Source organism: Pseudomonas algeriensis (assembly GCF_048847255.1).
Lineage (GTDB): Bacteria > Pseudomonadota > Gammaproteobacteria > Pseudomonadales > Pseudomonadaceae > Aquipseudomonas.
The window spans coordinates 403,808-418,875 of sequence record NZ_JBKKRK010000003.1 but is presented as its reverse complement, the minus strand read 5'-3'; the positions used below and the strand labels follow the sequence as shown (position 1 = coordinate 418,875).

General features: G+C 60.3%; 15 protein-coding genes. 6 read left to right on the top strand and 9 right to left on the bottom strand.

The features are described 5' to 3' along the window. Positions 1-51: 51 nt before the first annotated feature. The 6 genes from ACLK1G_RS07125 to ACLK1G_RS07100 all read right to left on the bottom strand — a co-directional run bounded on the left by ACLK1G_RS07125 (position 52) and on the right by ACLK1G_RS07100 (position 7,173). The gene (locus tag ACLK1G_RS07125) at positions 52-3,672 is read right to left on the bottom strand and encodes a transporter substrate-binding domain-containing protein (protein WP_420764783.1); all 3,621 of its coding nucleotides are present in this window, start codon (positions 3,670-3,672) and stop codon (positions 52-54) included. Between the two features lie 11 nt (positions 3,673-3,683). Next, a complete protein-coding gene (locus ACLK1G_RS07120) occupies positions 3,684-4,310 on the bottom strand; it encodes a response regulator (RefSeq protein ID WP_420764782.1) in 627 nt (208 codons plus the stop codon). A gap of 345 nt (positions 4,311-4,655) precedes the next feature. After that, positions 4,656-5,984, bottom strand: a complete 1,329-nt coding sequence (locus ACLK1G_RS07115; protein ID WP_420764781.1) for a deoxyguanosinetriphosphate triphosphohydrolase — start codon at positions 5,982-5,984, stop codon at positions 4,656-4,658. 150 nt (positions 5,985-6,134) lie between these two features. After that, positions 6,135-6,470, bottom strand: coding sequence for a hypothetical protein (locus tag ACLK1G_RS07110; protein WP_420764780.1), 336 nt, complete (start codon positions 6,468-6,470; stop codon positions 6,135-6,137). Beyond that, positions 6,467-6,856: a phage holin family protein gene (locus tag ACLK1G_RS07105; RefSeq protein ID WP_420764779.1), complete on the bottom strand. Its 390-nt coding sequence runs from the start codon at positions 6,854-6,856 to the stop codon at positions 6,467-6,469. Before ACLK1G_RS07105 ends, ACLK1G_RS07110 begins: the two co-directional genes overlap by 4 nt. A 2-nt stretch (positions 6,857-6,858) precedes the next feature. Beyond that, positions 6,859-7,173: an ElaB/YgaM/YqjD family protein gene (locus tag ACLK1G_RS07100; RefSeq protein WP_420764778.1), complete on the bottom strand. Its 315-nt coding sequence runs from the start codon at positions 7,171-7,173 to the stop codon at positions 6,859-6,861. Positions 7,174-7,513: 340 nt separating this feature from the next. On the opposite strand from ACLK1G_RS07100, the gene ACLK1G_RS07095 reads away from it, so the two are divergent. Then, positions 7,514-8,722: an ammonium transporter gene (locus ACLK1G_RS07095; protein ID WP_420764777.1), complete on the top strand. Its 1,209-nt coding sequence runs from the start codon at positions 7,514-7,516 to the stop codon at positions 8,720-8,722. 7 nt (positions 8,723-8,729) lie between these two features. Here ACLK1G_RS07095 and ACLK1G_RS07090 read toward each other — a convergent pair whose 3' ends face one another. Next, complete coding sequence (locus tag ACLK1G_RS07090) at positions 8,730-10,442, bottom strand: cation:proton antiporter (RefSeq protein ID WP_420764776.1); 1,713 nt, start codon at positions 10,440-10,442, stop codon at positions 8,730-8,732. 191 nt (positions 10,443-10,633) lie between these two features. Between ACLK1G_RS07090 and ACLK1G_RS07085 the strand changes: the two genes are divergently transcribed. From ACLK1G_RS07085 to ACLK1G_RS07075, 3 genes are all read left to right on the top strand, one after another. Further along, positions 10,634-10,873 carry a glutaredoxin family protein gene (locus ACLK1G_RS07085; protein ID WP_420764775.1) on the top strand — a complete coding sequence of 80 codons (240 nt, stop codon included), beginning with the start codon at positions 10,634-10,636 and terminating at the stop codon, positions 10,871-10,873. 90 nt (positions 10,874-10,963) lie between these two features. Further along, positions 10,964-11,284, top strand: coding sequence for a transcriptional regulator (locus tag ACLK1G_RS07080; protein ID WP_420764774.1), 321 nt, complete (start codon positions 10,964-10,966; stop codon positions 11,282-11,284). Positions 11,285-11,357: 73 nt separating this feature from the next. After that, a complete protein-coding gene (locus ACLK1G_RS07075) occupies positions 11,358-12,248 on the top strand; it encodes a pseudouridine synthase (RefSeq protein ID WP_420764773.1) in 891 nt (296 codons plus the stop codon). Positions 12,249-12,330: 82 nt separating this feature from the next. Here ACLK1G_RS07075 and ACLK1G_RS07070 read toward each other — a convergent pair whose 3' ends face one another. Together ACLK1G_RS07070 and mobA are read right to left on the bottom strand one after the other, a co-directional pair. Then, a complete protein-coding gene (locus tag ACLK1G_RS07070; protein ID WP_039588986.1) occupies positions 12,331-12,552 on the bottom strand; it encodes a YgdI/YgdR family lipoprotein in 222 nt (73 codons plus the stop codon). A gap of 75 nt (positions 12,553-12,627) precedes the next feature. Further along, complete coding sequence (gene mobA / locus ACLK1G_RS07065) at positions 12,628-13,230, bottom strand: molybdenum cofactor guanylyltransferase MobA (protein ID WP_420764772.1); 603 nt, start codon at positions 13,228-13,230, stop codon at positions 12,628-12,630. A gap of 78 nt (positions 13,231-13,308) precedes the next feature. Between mobA and moaB the strand changes: the two genes are divergently transcribed. Together moaB and ACLK1G_RS07055 are read left to right on the top strand one after the other, a co-directional pair. Then, positions 13,309-13,848 (top strand): molybdenum cofactor biosynthesis protein B, encoded by a 540-nt coding sequence (moaB, locus tag ACLK1G_RS07060; protein ID WP_420764771.1) that lies wholly within the window; start codon positions 13,309-13,311, stop codon positions 13,846-13,848. Positions 13,849-13,870: 22 nt separating this feature from the next. Continuing rightward, complete coding sequence (locus ACLK1G_RS07055) at positions 13,871-15,058, top strand: molybdopterin molybdotransferase MoeA (protein WP_420764839.1); 1,188 nt, start codon at positions 13,871-13,873, stop codon at positions 15,056-15,058. Positions 15,059-15,068 lie beyond the last annotated feature (10 nt).

Sequence of the window (15,068 nt, the reverse complement as noted above, 5' to 3'; positions counted from 1 at the left end):
GAGATCGCCCCCGGCTACGCACTGCTGAGCGAACAGCATAGTAAACACCGGTTATTTTGCCTTGGCGATCTCTGTTTCCAGGGCCTGCTCCAGTTCGCTCATCGCCCGGCCCAGGGCATGCGTGCATTCATCGATGCGTTCCGGCGCGAGCCCTTGTTGGCAGGCCTGCTCCAGTGTCTCGCACAGCTGGATCAATGAAGTTGCCTGCACGATACGGGCGACGCCCTTTATCTTGTGTGCTGTCTCGGTGATCGCCTGTGGGTTTGCCCCTCGGGCGACGTCGAGTAGCTCCTGGCGGTCTGCGCGATTGCTGCTGAGCAGTTCCGCCAGCAGACGCTGGATGGAGACAGGGTCGCCGCCAGTCAGCATCTGCAGGCTTTGAACGTTGAAAGCGTGGGCGCGGCCGCCGGGTTTGATCGTGCTCATCCACTGATGCAGGGCGCTCAGGCTGATGGGCTTGAAGAGGCAGTCGTCCATGCCCGCCTCCTTGCAGCGTTGTTTTTCCTCGGGTTGTGCATTGGCGGTGAACCCGAGGATGGTGCAGGGCGGCCGCCGTTGTTCGGCCTCGTGTCGACGGATTGCTCCGGCGAGCTCGTAGCCGCTCATGACCGGCATGTTGCAGTCGGCGATGACCAGGTCGAAATTCCCCTCCTGCCAGGCCTTGAATCCCTGTTCGCCGTCATGGCTGACATGGTGGTGATGACCCAGGTAGTCCAGTTGTTGCGACATCAACAGGCGATTGGCCGGATGATCGTCCACGACCAGGACGTTCAGCGCGCAGGCGGCTGTTTCAACGACAGGCGCGACGGGGGCGCGAGCCTTTGCGTCGGGCAGGATGGCCAAGGGCAGGCAAACCCGGACCTGGGTTCCTGCGCCCGGTTGGCTGTTCATGTGCAGTTCACCGCCCATGACCTGGCACAGATGGCGGCTGATCACCAGGCCCAGCCCAGCGCCCTTGCGGGCCATCCGGTTGCCATTGTCGACCTGGGCAAACGGCTCGAACAGGCGTTGCAGGTCGGCGGGGCTGATGCCGATGCCACTGTCGCGCACGTCCAGTTGCATTCGAAGGGTGTCTTCCCCGATCGAGCGTGACAGCCTCACGCTGACATTCACTTCACCTTGCTCGGTGAACTTCAGGGCGTTGCTGATGAGGTTCGAAATCACCTGCTTGAATCGCAACGGGTCCATCAGCACGTCCGGGTTACCCTCGGTTGGCTCGAATCGCAACGACAACGCCAGGTTTTTCTGCCGGGCCAGTCCTTCGAAAACCCGCATGACCGATTGCACCAGCGCCTTGAGGTCGACCCGTTCGGGTGCAAGGCCCAAGTGGCCGGATTCGATACGGGCAATGTCGAGGATATCGCCGATCAGGTCGAGCATGCCGGAAGCCGACTCGCATGCGACTTCAATCGCCGCGCGGTCCATCTGGCCCTTGTCGGCATGCTTGAGCGCCAATTCGAGCATGCCGATCACGGCATTCATGGGGGTGCGGATCTCATGGCTCATGGTGGCCAGGAACGTGCTCTTGGCCCGGTTGGCGTCGTCGGCCTGTTCCTTGGCGGCTCGCAGATCCTCGACAAGCTGTCGCCGTTCGCTGATATCGATCCAGCCGCCGATGATCCCTTGCACCTGGGCCGCGGAGTTACGGTAAGGCAGTATCCAGTGATAGATCGTCAGCTTGCGGTCACCGATGTGCAGGGGCCGATCGATGATCTGTGCGGTGCCCTGGGCCATGACGCGTCGATAATCGGCCTGGTACTCCAGCGCTTCGAAGGCGTTGCTCATGGCCCCGGGCATGATGTCCTTGCCGATCACGTCTTCGCGTCTTGCGTCGAACGTCTCCAGGTAGCTGTCGTTGCAGCTTTGCAGGACCCCGTCCCGGTCTCTTACATAAATGGGATGGGGCGTGCCGTTGAGCAGGGCGTGCATGAACTCGAGCTGGTCATTGAGGGCCAGTTCCGCCCGCTGGCGTTGGCGGATCTGCCGTTGCATATAGGCATTCCAGGCCAGTGAGAGCAGCAGCAAAAGGCCTGCCCCCGCTACGACCTGGAGAAACAGGCGGTTGTAGGTGCGCCATGTGCTTTCCGCGGCCGGGATATAGCCGCGCCAACGGTTGTCGATCACGCCCAGTTCATCGGGGTCGATGCTGGTCAGGGCTTTATCGAGGATGGCGCTTAGCTCCGTCGCGTTCCTGGCCGTGGCCAGGGAGAACATGGCGTCGCGGGTGCCGACGGTGCTGCTGATCTGCAGCTTGCCCTGCAGCGTATGGGACGCCAGGAAATAGTTGGCCATGACCAGCGCGTTCACGCTGCCGTCGACTTGCCCCTCGGCGAGCGATTGGGCGGCATGCTGCGAATCGATGGTTTCGATAATTCGCAGGTCTGGATACTGGCTGCGTAGCCATTCGATGATGGGATTGCCTTTGGTAACGGCCAGGCTCCGCGCGCCGAACTGGTCCAGCGTCGCCGGTGTGTCGGATTGCTTGCGCGTAAGCAATACAAACGAGCTGTCCATGTAGGGACGGCTGAATTTCAGCGATTTCTGTCGTTCGCTGCCAGGCAGCAACGCGGCGATCACGTCGGCTTTGCCGCCGAGGACCGCGGCGATCATTTCGTCATCGTCCTGATAACGCTGGATATCCAGGCGCAAGCCGCTGCGCAGGCGGATCAGTTCCAGCAGGTCGGCGCTGATGCCGTGGAAATCCCCGTCTGGGTCGAAAAAAGTAAAGGGCGCGAATCTTTCGTTCACCGCCACCCGGACCACCGGGTGCCGAGCCAGCCAGTCCTGTTCGCGGTCGGTCAGCTGGATTTTATGCTCGGCGAGGTACAGGTCGCTGCCTGCCCTCCAGCGCTTGGCGATTGTCGCTTGTTCGGCGATGGGAATCTGGTTGAGCGTGGTATTGACGATGTTCAACAGGCGGGTGTCGTCCTCCCGGAGCGCGAAGCCGAACCCGTGTGCCTCGTGTTTGGCAAAGCTGGCCATGCGGATGTTGTTCAAGTACCCTTTGCTGATCATGTAGTGGGTGGAGATGGCGTCGCCAAGAAAGACATCGGCCTGGCCGAAGGCAACGGCATTGATCGCGTTCTGGTAGGAGGGATACGTGCTGATGCGGGCCGTGGGGTATAGCTGTTTGACGTCCTCCAACGGCAGGTAGTGATAGACCATGCTGAGCCGCAGCCCTTTGAGGTCTTCGTTCAGCGGGCGGCTTTCATTCGTCCGGGTGACCAGCACCGGTTGATCGACAGCGTAGTGTGCCGAAAGAGCGACGCCTGAATTCTGCGCTTCGAACCCGTTGGCAGTGCCGAGCAGGTCGATTTCTCCGGCCTTGAGCGCGGCGATGGCGGCTTCCCGCGAATCGAACCGCAGTACGGTCATTGGCAGGCCGGTCGCCTTGGCGATGACTCCGGCATAATCGGCGGTCATGCCTTCGTAGTCGCGGCCACTGCTAGAAAGGTCGAAAGGCGGATAATCCGGGGCGGAGGTTCCCAGGATCAGTTCGCGACGTTCCTTGAGCCAGGCGCGCTGGGTATCGTCGAGCCTGATCTCGATATGATCCGCGGCCGCGCGACTCAGCAGCGAGTAGGCCTGAGGCACATTCGTTGTCGCCAGGAGGAGCCCTGCATGGAGTCCTGCGGCTAACAACAAAAAGTAGCGGCTTATGCATTTGAGCATTCTGTTGTTTCTCACACCAGTGCGTTGCGTTTTGCCATTTCGATAAGGTCGACGAGGGACTTCACCTTGAGTTTTTGCATGAGTCGTTTTTTATAAGTGCTGACAGTTTTATTGCTAAGGAACATGCCTTTGGCTATTTCCTTGTTGGTCCGACCTTGGGCAAAAAGTTGCAATACCATCAACTCCCGGTCGTTGACACTTTTGAACAGGTCCAACTCGAAACTGCGTGGGTCATCTGGACGAACAGGGTTAAGTGCCTGGCTGGGGAAATAGTTGTAGCCGGATAATACGGCTTTGATCGCGCTGACCAGTTCACTGAGATCTTCCTGTTTACAGACATAGCCGGAAGCCCCGGATTGCATGCAGCGAATGCCAAACAGCGTTGGCGATTGCGCCGTCAGGACCAACGTCTTGAGGGGCGTGGTCATGGCGTTGAAGCGCGAAAGAATTTCCAGCCCGTCAAGTTTCGGAATGCTGATGTCGAGGATGACCAGGTCCGGCATGCATTCACGCACCATTTGCATCGCGTCGACGCCATTGTCAGTTTCTCCGACGACTTTATAGCCTTCATGCTCCAGCAGCATTCGGACAGCGAGGCGGATGACCGGATGATCGTCGACAATGAAAACGGAGTTCATGAATAAAGTCCCCTAGAGCTCTTATAAAGCGCGCACCTTAGCCCAGTTAAGGCTAACTCGTGCGGGGAGACCGGCATGCACGATCAATTTCAGAAGTTTCCTACAAAAAAAGAAGCGGGATACCACGACGTATTTAGGGCGGCAGGTAGGCAAGTGGAGCGAGGAGGGCATGTTTTACATTTTATTGAATATAAAACCGCGCTTTTAATAGTTTGGGAAAAGAAACTGTGCCGTTGTTTCCCAGCGGCAGAAAATGACGAGCTGACAACCGGAAGGCTCCAGGCGCAGGCTGCAAAGCGAGCGCCAGGTCGCGTTTCCCTACCGATCGCCGGCTGCAATCGCCTGCTATTGGCGCGTGCGGCCGGTCATCTCCTGTGCCATGTCGCTTGCATAGCTGTCAGTCATGCCGGCGATGAAGTCGATCATCCGCAGGAAGGCGCTGTGAAGTGAACCTTGAGGATCGGGCGCGTTATTGCCCAGCAAGTCGAGAATCCGGCGATTCTTGAACGACGGCGTACGGCCACCGTGTTGTTCGAGGGCTGCGCCGCAGAAACCGTTGAGCAGGATCTCCAGCGTGGTGTAGGCGCCGATTTCGTTCAGGGTCTTTCGTTTGTCCTGGAAAATTTTCTTGCGGGCCATGTCCTTGGCGTTTATTACGCAACGCTTGGCAGGGCCGTGCATGTGTTCCACCAAATCGCCTTGCAGCGTGCCAGCGAGCAACGCCTCCTGCTGCTCGACGAATGCCCGTGCGGCCGCGTTGGTCAGGTGCTCGATGGCCTTGCCTCGCAGGATCGCCAGCTTTCGCCGTCGCGAATCCAGCGGCCCGAGTTGACGGTACGTCTCTGGCAGATCATCACCCACCAGGTCCAGGAGCAGCGATTCAACCTGCGGATACTCCAGCAGGTCCATTTCGACGCCGTCCTCCAGGTCGATGAGCGCATAGCAGATGTCATCCGCGGCTTCCATCAGGTAGACCAGCGGATGCCTTGCCCAGCGCTCGTCCTCGATTTGCGGAAGGCCGAGTTTATGGGCGATTTGCTCCAGCAACGGCAGTTCGCTCTGGTAGCAGCCAAACTTGTGCTTCTTGTAGCCCAGGGAATCGGCGTGGCGAGCCGTCCAGGGATACTTCAGGTACGTGCCGAGGGTCGCATAGGTCAGGCGGGTGCCGCCGTCGAACTGGTGGTATTCGAGCTGCGTAAGGACGCGGAACCCCTGGGCATTGCCTTCGAAGTTGAGAAAATCGTTGCGCTCGGCCTCGCTCATTGCGTCAAGCCAGCCCCGTCCCGCCGCCTGTTGGAACCAGTAGCGGATGGCGTCCTCGCCCGAATGGCCGAACGGTGGATTGCCGATGTCATGGGCCAGGCAGGCCGACTGCACCACCATGCCCAGATCACTGGGCTCACACCAGTCGGGCAGGGCGCCGCGGATGGTTTCCCCTACGCGCATACCCAGGGAGCGACCGACGCAACTGACTTCCAGCGAATGGGTCAGGCGCGTGTGGATATGGTCGTTGCTGGAAACCGGATGCACCTGCGTCTTGCGCCCGAGGCGGCGGAAGGCACCGGAAAAGATAATGCGATCATGGTCTTTGTGGAATGGACTGCGGCCCAGCTCTTCCGGGCTGTGCAGCGGTTTTCCCAGGCGTTCGCGCGTCAGCAGGGTGTGCCAATCCAAAGCCGGTTGCTCCGTTTGATGAGTCGAAGTCCTAGCTTCCCGGTTCGAGCGCCGTCCTGCAAGGGCTCAGGACCCCGATCAGTTGTGCCCGAGTGTTGCTGCGTCGACGGTCGAACAGGGCTCTTCGATGGAAGAGCCCGTCGATTCGCCTCAAGGCTTGCGCGCACTCTTGGCCAGTTTGATCAGGGGAAGCACGGCGGTCGCCAGCCGGATCAGGCGTGACAAACCACCGGAGCGGCCACTGCGGGTTCGCTTGCCACCGAGAAAGCCGAGCAGGCTCACCGCGGCGACGCCCCAAAGCGAGGCGTGCTTGAGGCCGAACCCTTCGTGCCAGCTCTGGGTGAATCCGCGTACCCGTTGCAACGGGTGCAGCAATTGTCGCGTTTCCTGACGAATTTCCTGGCGATGCATCTCCATGCGCAGGCGCACCAGTGCCTTGCGCATTTCCTGCCGCGTACGGGCTTGAGGAGCATTAGGGCGACTCATGGCAACAGGCGCTCCCGGTCGTTGGCGAGTTCTTCGAGAGTGCCGTGGAAAGGCGAGGACTCATCAAAAATCGCTGCCTTGAGCCGAAGCCCGCAGAACAGCGCCGCCAGCAGGTAGAACAGGCACAGGCCGATGATGCCCGCCAACCGATAGGTATCCCACACCAGGATCAATACCAGAGCCGACAGCCCCACCAGTAACAGCAGGCCGAAAACCAATGCCAGCCCCGCGAATAACAACAGGCTGACGGTGCGAGCCTTTTGTTCCTGCAGTTCAATACCGAACAACTCGACGTGGCTGTGCAGCAATCCAAGGAATGCCGCGCCCAGGCGACGCGCTGTTGGTTTAGTGCCCGTTTCGGGCGATCCGGATTCGTCGATGCCCATGATCAGCGCCGTGTCGCCAACAATCCGATCAAAAAGCCTACGCCCGCCGCGATGCCGACCGATTGCCAGGGATTGGCCTGTACGTATTCTTCGGTAGCGATCATGGCTGCCTGGCCGCGCTCACGCACTGAATCTTCGGTCAACTTAAGGGTTTCGCGGGCGCGCAGCAGTGTTTCGTGGATCTGGCCACGCAGTTCGTCCGCCTGGTCGCCTGCCAGCGTGGCGGTGTGATCCAGCAATCGTTCGGTGTCTTTGACCAGCGTCTGAAAATCATCCATCAACGTTTCTTGAGCAGTCTTTGCCTGGGTTCTGGCCATGGGGGTGGATCTCCGTAAGTGACGTCTGAAGCGTTCGAGTATGAGCCCAACCGGAAGGTTCAGTGAAACTGACTGGTACAACTTTTGCTCCGCCCTTTGCCATGTGCTGGTGCGCCGAGGTGTGCCGGTGCGCTGAAGCTGGGCGGAAGCCCGAAAACCTTAACCCAAATAATCAAAACCGGCGAAGCACCTCCAAGCGGGGCGTCATGTTGTCGCGTTTCATGCACCAAAGCGGTTCGGCTGCCCACCTATGGTCGGTCGTTCGGTCTCAACTTGGTGCATGACCGGCTGGGATGAACCATCACGGTGCTTTTTCAACTTCTTCAGGTCTGCCAATACCATGGAAAATCTGCAAAGTGCTGTGGACGGTCTGGTCCATAGCTCCAACACGCTGTTCATCCTGCTCGGCGCGGTCATGGTCCTGGCCATGCATGCCGGGTTCGCGTTTCTGGAAGTAGGAACGGTCCGGCAGAAGAATCAGGTGAACGCGCTGTCGAAAATCCTCAGCGATTTCGCGGTATCGACGCTGGCCTATTTCTTCATTGGTTATTGGATTTCCTACGGCGTGACTTTCCTGCAGCCGGCGGCCGTTCTCAGTGCCGACCACGGCTACAGTTTGGTGAAGTTTTTCTTCTTGTTGACGTTCGCCGCCGCGATCCCGGCGATTATCTCTGGCGGGATAGCCGAGCGTGCCCGGTTCGTCCCGCAGTTATGCGCCACGGTGCTGATCGTGGCGTTCGTCTATCCGTTTTTCGAAGGTCTGGTCTGGAATGGCAATTTCGGTTTCCAGGCTTGGCTGCAAGCGCACTTTGGTGCCAGCTTCCATGACTTTGCCGGTTCCGTGGTGGTGCACGCCATGGGCGGCTGGCTGGCACTGGCCGCGGTGCTCCTGCTCGGACCGCGAAACGGGCGTTACCGGGACGGTCGTCTGGTGGCCTTCGCGCCTTCGAGCATTCCGTTCCTGGCGCTGGGGTCGTGGATTCTCATCGTCGGCTGGTTCGGCTTCAACGTGATGAGCGCCCAGACCTTGCCCGGCGTGAGTGGGTTGGTGGCGGTCAACTCGTTGATGGCGATGGTCGGCGGGACCGTGACGGCGTTGGTCGTTGGGCGCAACGACCCCGGTTTCCTGCACAACGGCCCGCTGGCCGGATTGGTGGCGGTCTGCGCCGGCTCCGACCTGATGCATCCGATGGGTGCCCTGGTGATCGGCGCAATTGCTGGCGGTCTGTTCGTCTGGTGTTTTACCGCGGCCCAGGGCAAGTGGAAAATCGACGATGTGCTGGGCGTCTGGCCCCTACATGGGCTGTGCGGCGTCTGGGGCGGTATCGCCTGCGGGATTTTCGGCCAGGACGCCTTGGGTGGCTTGGGCGGGGTAAGCCTCGCCAGCCAGTTCGTCGGCACCGCCCTCGGCGTGGTGATCGCCCTGGTCGGTGGTTTCGCGGTCTACGGTGTGATCAAGGCGGTGCTGGGCTTGCGGCTGACTCAGGAAGAAGAGTACTACGGGGCCGACTTGTCCATTCACAAGATCGGAGCGGTCAGTCAGGACTGAGCCTGTGCTACGGCTCCTTGTCCTGATTGCCGGGATAGAAGCCATGGAGCAAGCCATAGCGCTCGTGACGAACTTGATCCACATGGTGCCGCACCCGCTGTTCGGGCAGCCCGAGCATGATCAGCGCATGGGAGGCCAGCATCAGGCTCGATTCCAGCAGCTCTGGAACCACCTCGGTGGCTCCGGCTGCCTGCAACTCGGCCAGTTGGCTGTCGTCCCGGGTGCGCACGAGGATGGGCACTTGCGGGTTGACCCGCCGGGCCTCCCTCAGCACGGTCATCGCAATGTCCGTCTTGTCGACTGCAATGACCAGCAGCCTTGCGCGACCCAGCCCTACGGCGGCCAGCAGGTCGGCTCTGCGTGAGTCTCCGTAATGCACGCATCGTTCGCCGACGGACGCTTCACGAATGATGACCGGGTCATCATCCAGGGCCACGAACGCCAAGCCCTCCCGGCGCAGAAAGCGCCCGATCGATTGTCCTACCCGGCCATACCCGCAGATGATTACGTGACTCGACAAGTCGGCATTGAGAGCGCTGATCTGGTCCAGTTGCGCCTCTTCGTTGGGTTTTCGGTGCAGCCGCGCGGCCAGGCCGGGTGCGGCGCGCAGCAACAGCGGCGTCAACAGCATCGAGCAGAAGGTGGCGGCCAATAGCAGGCCGCCGATATCCCCTGGCATGAGTCGGTTCTGTTGCATCAGCGCCATCAGCGCGAAACAGAATTCACCGCCCTGGGCCAGGGCGAGGCCGCTGCGCCAGGCGGTTTCGCCGTCGCTGCCGCGCCACTTCACCAGGGCGGCCACGACGCTGCCCTTGATGAGCATCAGAGCGAGGGTCAGCCCGAGGATCAACAGGCCATCGTCAACAAACAATTGCAGGTCGATCAGCATGCCAATGCTGACGAAGAACAGCCCCAGCAAGATGTCGCGGAACGGTCGGATATCGGCCTCGATCTGGTGTCGGTAGTGGCTCTCTCCCAGCAGCATGCCGGCCAGGAATGCTCCCAGGGCGGGGGAGAGGCCGAGCAGGTGTGTAAGCCATGCCGTCAACAACACGATGACCAGGGCCAGCAGCACGAACAGTTCGGCGGAGCGGGAGGCTGCCACCTCATGGAACAGCCGTGGCAGCAATAGTCGGCTGGCCAGCAACAGGCCGCCAAACAGCACCAGGGTCTTGCCCAGAGTCAACGGCAACGCCCAATACCACGGGTGTTCGCTGCTGCCGGCAAATACCGGCACCAGGGTCAGGAGCAACACGGCGACGACGTCCTGGAACAGCAACACGCCTATGGCGTTCTGGCCGTGGCTGGTGAAGATTTCCCCCAGGCTGGTCAGTTCCTTGCTGACAATGGCGGTAGACGACAAGGCCAGCCCGGCACCAAGCAACACGGCCGCCGTCATCGGCACACCACTGCTTGCCAGCAGCACGCCCAATAGCAACCCAGAAGCCAGGACCTGGAGGCTGCCAAGTCCAAACACCACCCGACGCAGCTCGAGCATTTTCGATAACGAGAATTCCAGCCCCAAGGAAAACAACAGGAAAACCACCCCAAGCTCAGCCAGGTCCGGCAGCTCTTCTCTGTCGTTGACCCAGTCCAGCGCAGTGGGCCCGATGGCCAGGCCCACGCACAGGTAACCGAGTACCGGCGGCAGGCGCAGTCGCCTGAACAGGGCGATGACCACCAGGGACGAGGCAAGGATGATCAGCAGGTTGGCGTACAAGAGACACTCCGTTTCAGGGCTTGCTGGATCCAGCGTAGAACAGCAAAAAACTTGAGCATCACTGGAAAGTCGTTTCAGCACAGTGATTTGCATCAGCGTTTTACCGACATAATCTGCGGCATTTTAGCCGGCTCGACGGTTGCGTGAGGTGGGCCTAGAATGGCGAACTGTCTTTTTTGGGTCTACCTGCCATGCTTCCTGAATGCCAGCTGTTCGGCACCCTGGGTTGCCATCTGTGTGAAGTCGCCGAGAGCGTGCTGATGCCTTTCGTCGAATATGGATTGTTGGTGGAGTTGGTGGATATCGCCGAAAGCGAGGCCTTATCCGAAGCCTACGGGCTGCGCATTCCAGTGCTGCGCAGGGTTGATACAGGCGCCGAACTGGACTGGCCCTTCGACGATCCAGACCGGGTTGCTGCATTTTTACGTTGAACCTTCCATCGGCTGGGTCCCTACGTCGCGATTGGCGAAAAGACGTTCTTCGGTTACTGTATGCCCATACAGTTATCTGGAGTGGGTCCCTTGGTCAATGTCGAACAACTGAAAAACAGCGTGAACCGGATGTCCGTGGACGTTGTGCGCGAGGCGGTCCTGGAATTGCGTCTGGACGGGCTGGTGACCGAAGGCAAGACGCCCTTCAATAAACTTCACTTCAACACATGTTTCGCCGAGATCGAGGCGCTGTTCCAGCGCGCCGGCTACCACAAGCAGCTGGATGTGGTGGGTTATCAGGGGCTGTTGTATGCGCTGTACGATCCGGGGCGCTGGGAGGCGGTCGAGGTACTGCGCTGGCTGAAGGAATTCACCGAGGCCGCGACGAGGCCGGCGCCAATCCTTGCATGAGGCAATCATTGCTGGGCTGGCTCGTGTGACTGTCGGATAATGCCCAGTCCGCAACAGGCTGAAGAATTTTTTAATGTCCGGTCCATCGTTTTCCGCAGCTCAGCATCAGGCCAGCACGCTTTACCTGCCGCCCGGCCCCTGGCAGACGGTATTGGATTGCCTATGCGATCACTTCAGGGCGATCAGCCGCGAGCAGTGGCTCGATCGCATCGCTCGAGGCCGGGTGCTGGACGCCGAGGGCAAGGCAATCCGCGCCGACCTGCCATACCGGGAAGGCTTGCGCGTCCATTACTTTCGGGAAGTACCGGACGAAAAGCCGATCCCGGTGATGGAGTCGATTCTGTATGTCGACGAACATCTGGTCGTGGCGGACAAACCACATTTCCTGCCGGTCACCCCAGCGGGCGAGTACGTTGAGCAGACCTTGTTGCGACGGCTGATTCATCGCCTGGACAATCCCCATCTGGTGCCTTTGCACCGCATCGATCGGCACACCGCCGGGCTGGTGTTGTTTTCAGCCAATCCGGACACCCGCTCGTGTTATCAAGCCTTGTTTCCAACGCGACGGATTGAAAAATTCTACCAAGCCATCGCTCCCGCATTGCCCGGATTGACGTTTCCCCGCGTACACAAAAGCCGGATGGTCGATGGCGAACCCTTTTTTCGCATGCAGGAGGGGGCGGGCGAGCCCAACACCGAAACGGCCATGGAAGTGCTTGAAAAAAACGGGGACCTATGGCGCTACGGCCTGTATCCGGTCACCGGGAAAAAACATCAGCTACGGGTCCATATGAACGCCTTGGGCGCGCCTATCTGTAACGATCCGTTCTATCCGGACGTGGTGCGAGACGCGGTGGATGATTTTGCCAATCCGCTCAAGCTGCTGGCTCGAGGTGTGCGTTTCATCGATCCGCTTACGGGGCAGGAACGGGACTTTGAAAGTCGGATTTCGTTGGGGTGGTAGCGAGCCGACGGTTCGAGCAGGCAACAAAAAAGCCCGCAATAACCATTGCGGGCTTTTCTTTATCTGGCTTCGACGCTGAGGATCACAGGTCTTTAACGGTACGAACCTGATCCTTGTTCACGCGAGTCTGCTTGCCGTCCAATTGTTCGAATTCGTAGAAGCCGCTGTCTTCATCATAATGTGGCGTGTCGACGGCCTGGATTTCGCGACCGTCATTCAAGGTAATCACTGTTGGCGATGCGCACCCGGCGAGAGTGGCGAGGCCCAGCGCGAGCATGAAAGTAGCGAGGGTCCGTTGAGTCATGGTGTTTCTCCGAAAGGATTTCTTCAAGTTACTGACCTTCAGACGTATACATCGCGAGCAAGTTCCTGGCTAGTGTCAATCTGACACGCCTTTGTGCTGGGCAAGGAGTTCCGGCGTATTGAGATTGGCCAGCCGGGGATCGTCGGCCGGGCATTGCAATGGGACCGCGTGCAACGTGCGCATGATCCGGCCGGGGCTGCGTTCGCCTTCTTTCCATGCCTGTTCGAAGTCATTGGCCAAGGCTCGCGGGATGACGCACAACAGCGGCTCCCAATGTTCGCCATGACGAACCATCAATGGCTTGTCCGGGTGTCGGCTTGCCGTTTCCCGCATGCCTTCGAGCAGGCTGGTGTCGATTCGCGGCACGTCGCATGGCAACACCAACAGATACGGATGGCGTGCCGCCCTCAGGCCCGCCCGTATGCCTGCCAGCGGGCCGGGGAAATCACCCTCGTCATCATGCACCAACTGATCGGCGTACGCGGCGTAACGCTCCCGGTTGCGGTTGCAGGAAATGATCAAGTCATCGCTCATGGCCCGGGTCTGCCGATGCAGATGAGCAATCAATGGGCTGCCTTGCCACTCCAGCAGCCCTTTATCCTGTCCACCCATCCGTTGCCCGCGTCCGCCCGCCAGGAGCAGGATGGAGCAGGGCGGCAGCGGATTGTTCAAGGTCATGAGGTGTCTCCACACGGGCGAAAAAATCGGGCGCTGTGATATAACACCAGGCTGTTTCCCCTACAACTGGACGAGCCTATGAAACCCAAGGCTGATGTACCTTTCGTACCGCTCAATATCGCGGTGCTGACTGTCAGCGATACCCGTACCCTGGAAACCGACACGTCGGGCCAGGTCTTCGTCGACCGGCTCTCGGAAGCCGGGCACAATCTCGCGGCCCGGGTGCTGCTCAAAGATGATCTGTACAAGATCCGCGCGCAAGTCGCCGCCTGGATTGCCGACGAGGTGGTGCAGGTGGTGCTGATCACCGGGGGGACCGGCTTTACCGGCCGCGACAGTACTCCAGAAGCCGTTGCGTGTCTGTTGGACAAGCAGGTCGACGGTTTCGGTGAGTTGTTCCGGCAGATATCCGTGGCGGACATTGGCACCTCCACCGTTCAATCCCGGGCACTGGCCGGGCTGGCCAACGGGACGCTGGTGTGCTGCTTGCCGGGCTCCACCAATGCGGTGCGCACCGGATGGGACGGCATACTGGCCGAGCAACTGGATGCGCGGCACCGGCCGTGTAACTTCGTAGCCCATTTGAAACAGGCGGCCCCTTGTGAATCCCGTGGGTAAACCGGGCAAGACCGGTGCCTTGATGGCCGTCGAAGTCGCGCTGGAGCGCTTGCTCCAAAGCGCGGCGGCTTCGCCAATCGTCGAGCGTGAGCGGGTTTCACTGGCGCAAGCGCAGGGGCGGATCCTCGCCGAAGATCTGGTGGCGACGCTCGACCTGCCGCCTTGGCCCAACAGTGCCATGGACGGCTACGCGTTACGCCTGGCCGATTGGCGCGGCGAGCCACTGGTGGTCAGCCAGCGGATTTTCGCCGGGCAGGCTCCGGAGCCCCTGGTCGCGGGAACCTGCGCGCGGATCTTCACCGGCGCGCCGATTCCGGTCGGCGCCGATTGCGTCGAGATGCAGGAAAACGTCGAGCTTGAGGATGACCAGCGGGTGCGGTTCATCCAGCCCCTGGCGATCGGGCAGAATATCCGCCCTCAAGGGCAGGAAACGACTGTCGGCGAACGGGTGCTTTGTGCCGGCACCCGCCTGGGCCCGATTGAGCTTGGGCTGGCGGCCTCCCTGGGATGTGCATCGTTGGAAGTCGTGCGCAGGGTGCGCGTTGCGGTCCTGTCCACGGGCGATGAATTGGTGGAGCCTGGCCAGCCCCTTGGGCCGGGCCAGATCTACAACAGCAATCGCGTGTTGCTCTGTGGTTGGCTGCAACGCCTGGGGTGCGAGGTTATCGATGCAGGTATCCTGCCCGATGACCTGCCCACTACCCGCAAATGTCTGGCCCAACTGTCGGATGTCGACCTGATCCTGTCGACTGGCGGTGTATCGGTGGGGGAGGCTGACTTCCTGGGCATCGCCCTTCGTGAGGAAGGCGAGCTGACGCTGTGGAAACTTGCCATCAAGCCGGGAAAACCCCTGACATTTGGGCATTTTCGCGACGTGCCGGTCATAGGCCTGCCCGGGAACCCTGCTTCGACGCTGGTGACCTTCGCGTTGTTGGCTCGGCCTTATCTGTTGCGACGCCAGGGCGTTCAGTCAGTGGCCCCCCTCAAGTTCAAGGTGCCGGCCGGTTTCGCCTGGCCGAAGGCTGGCAGCCGGCGCGAATACTTGCGAGGCCGCATCGAAAATGGTCGAGCAATCATCTATCGCAACCAGAGTTCGGGAGTCCTGCGCAGCGCAGCTTGGGCCGACGGACTGGTCGAGGTCCTCGAAGAGCGGACGTTGGTCGAAGGCGATGAAGTGGGCTTCATTCCTTTGAGCGAGGTGCTGGGTTAGTCCGGCATCG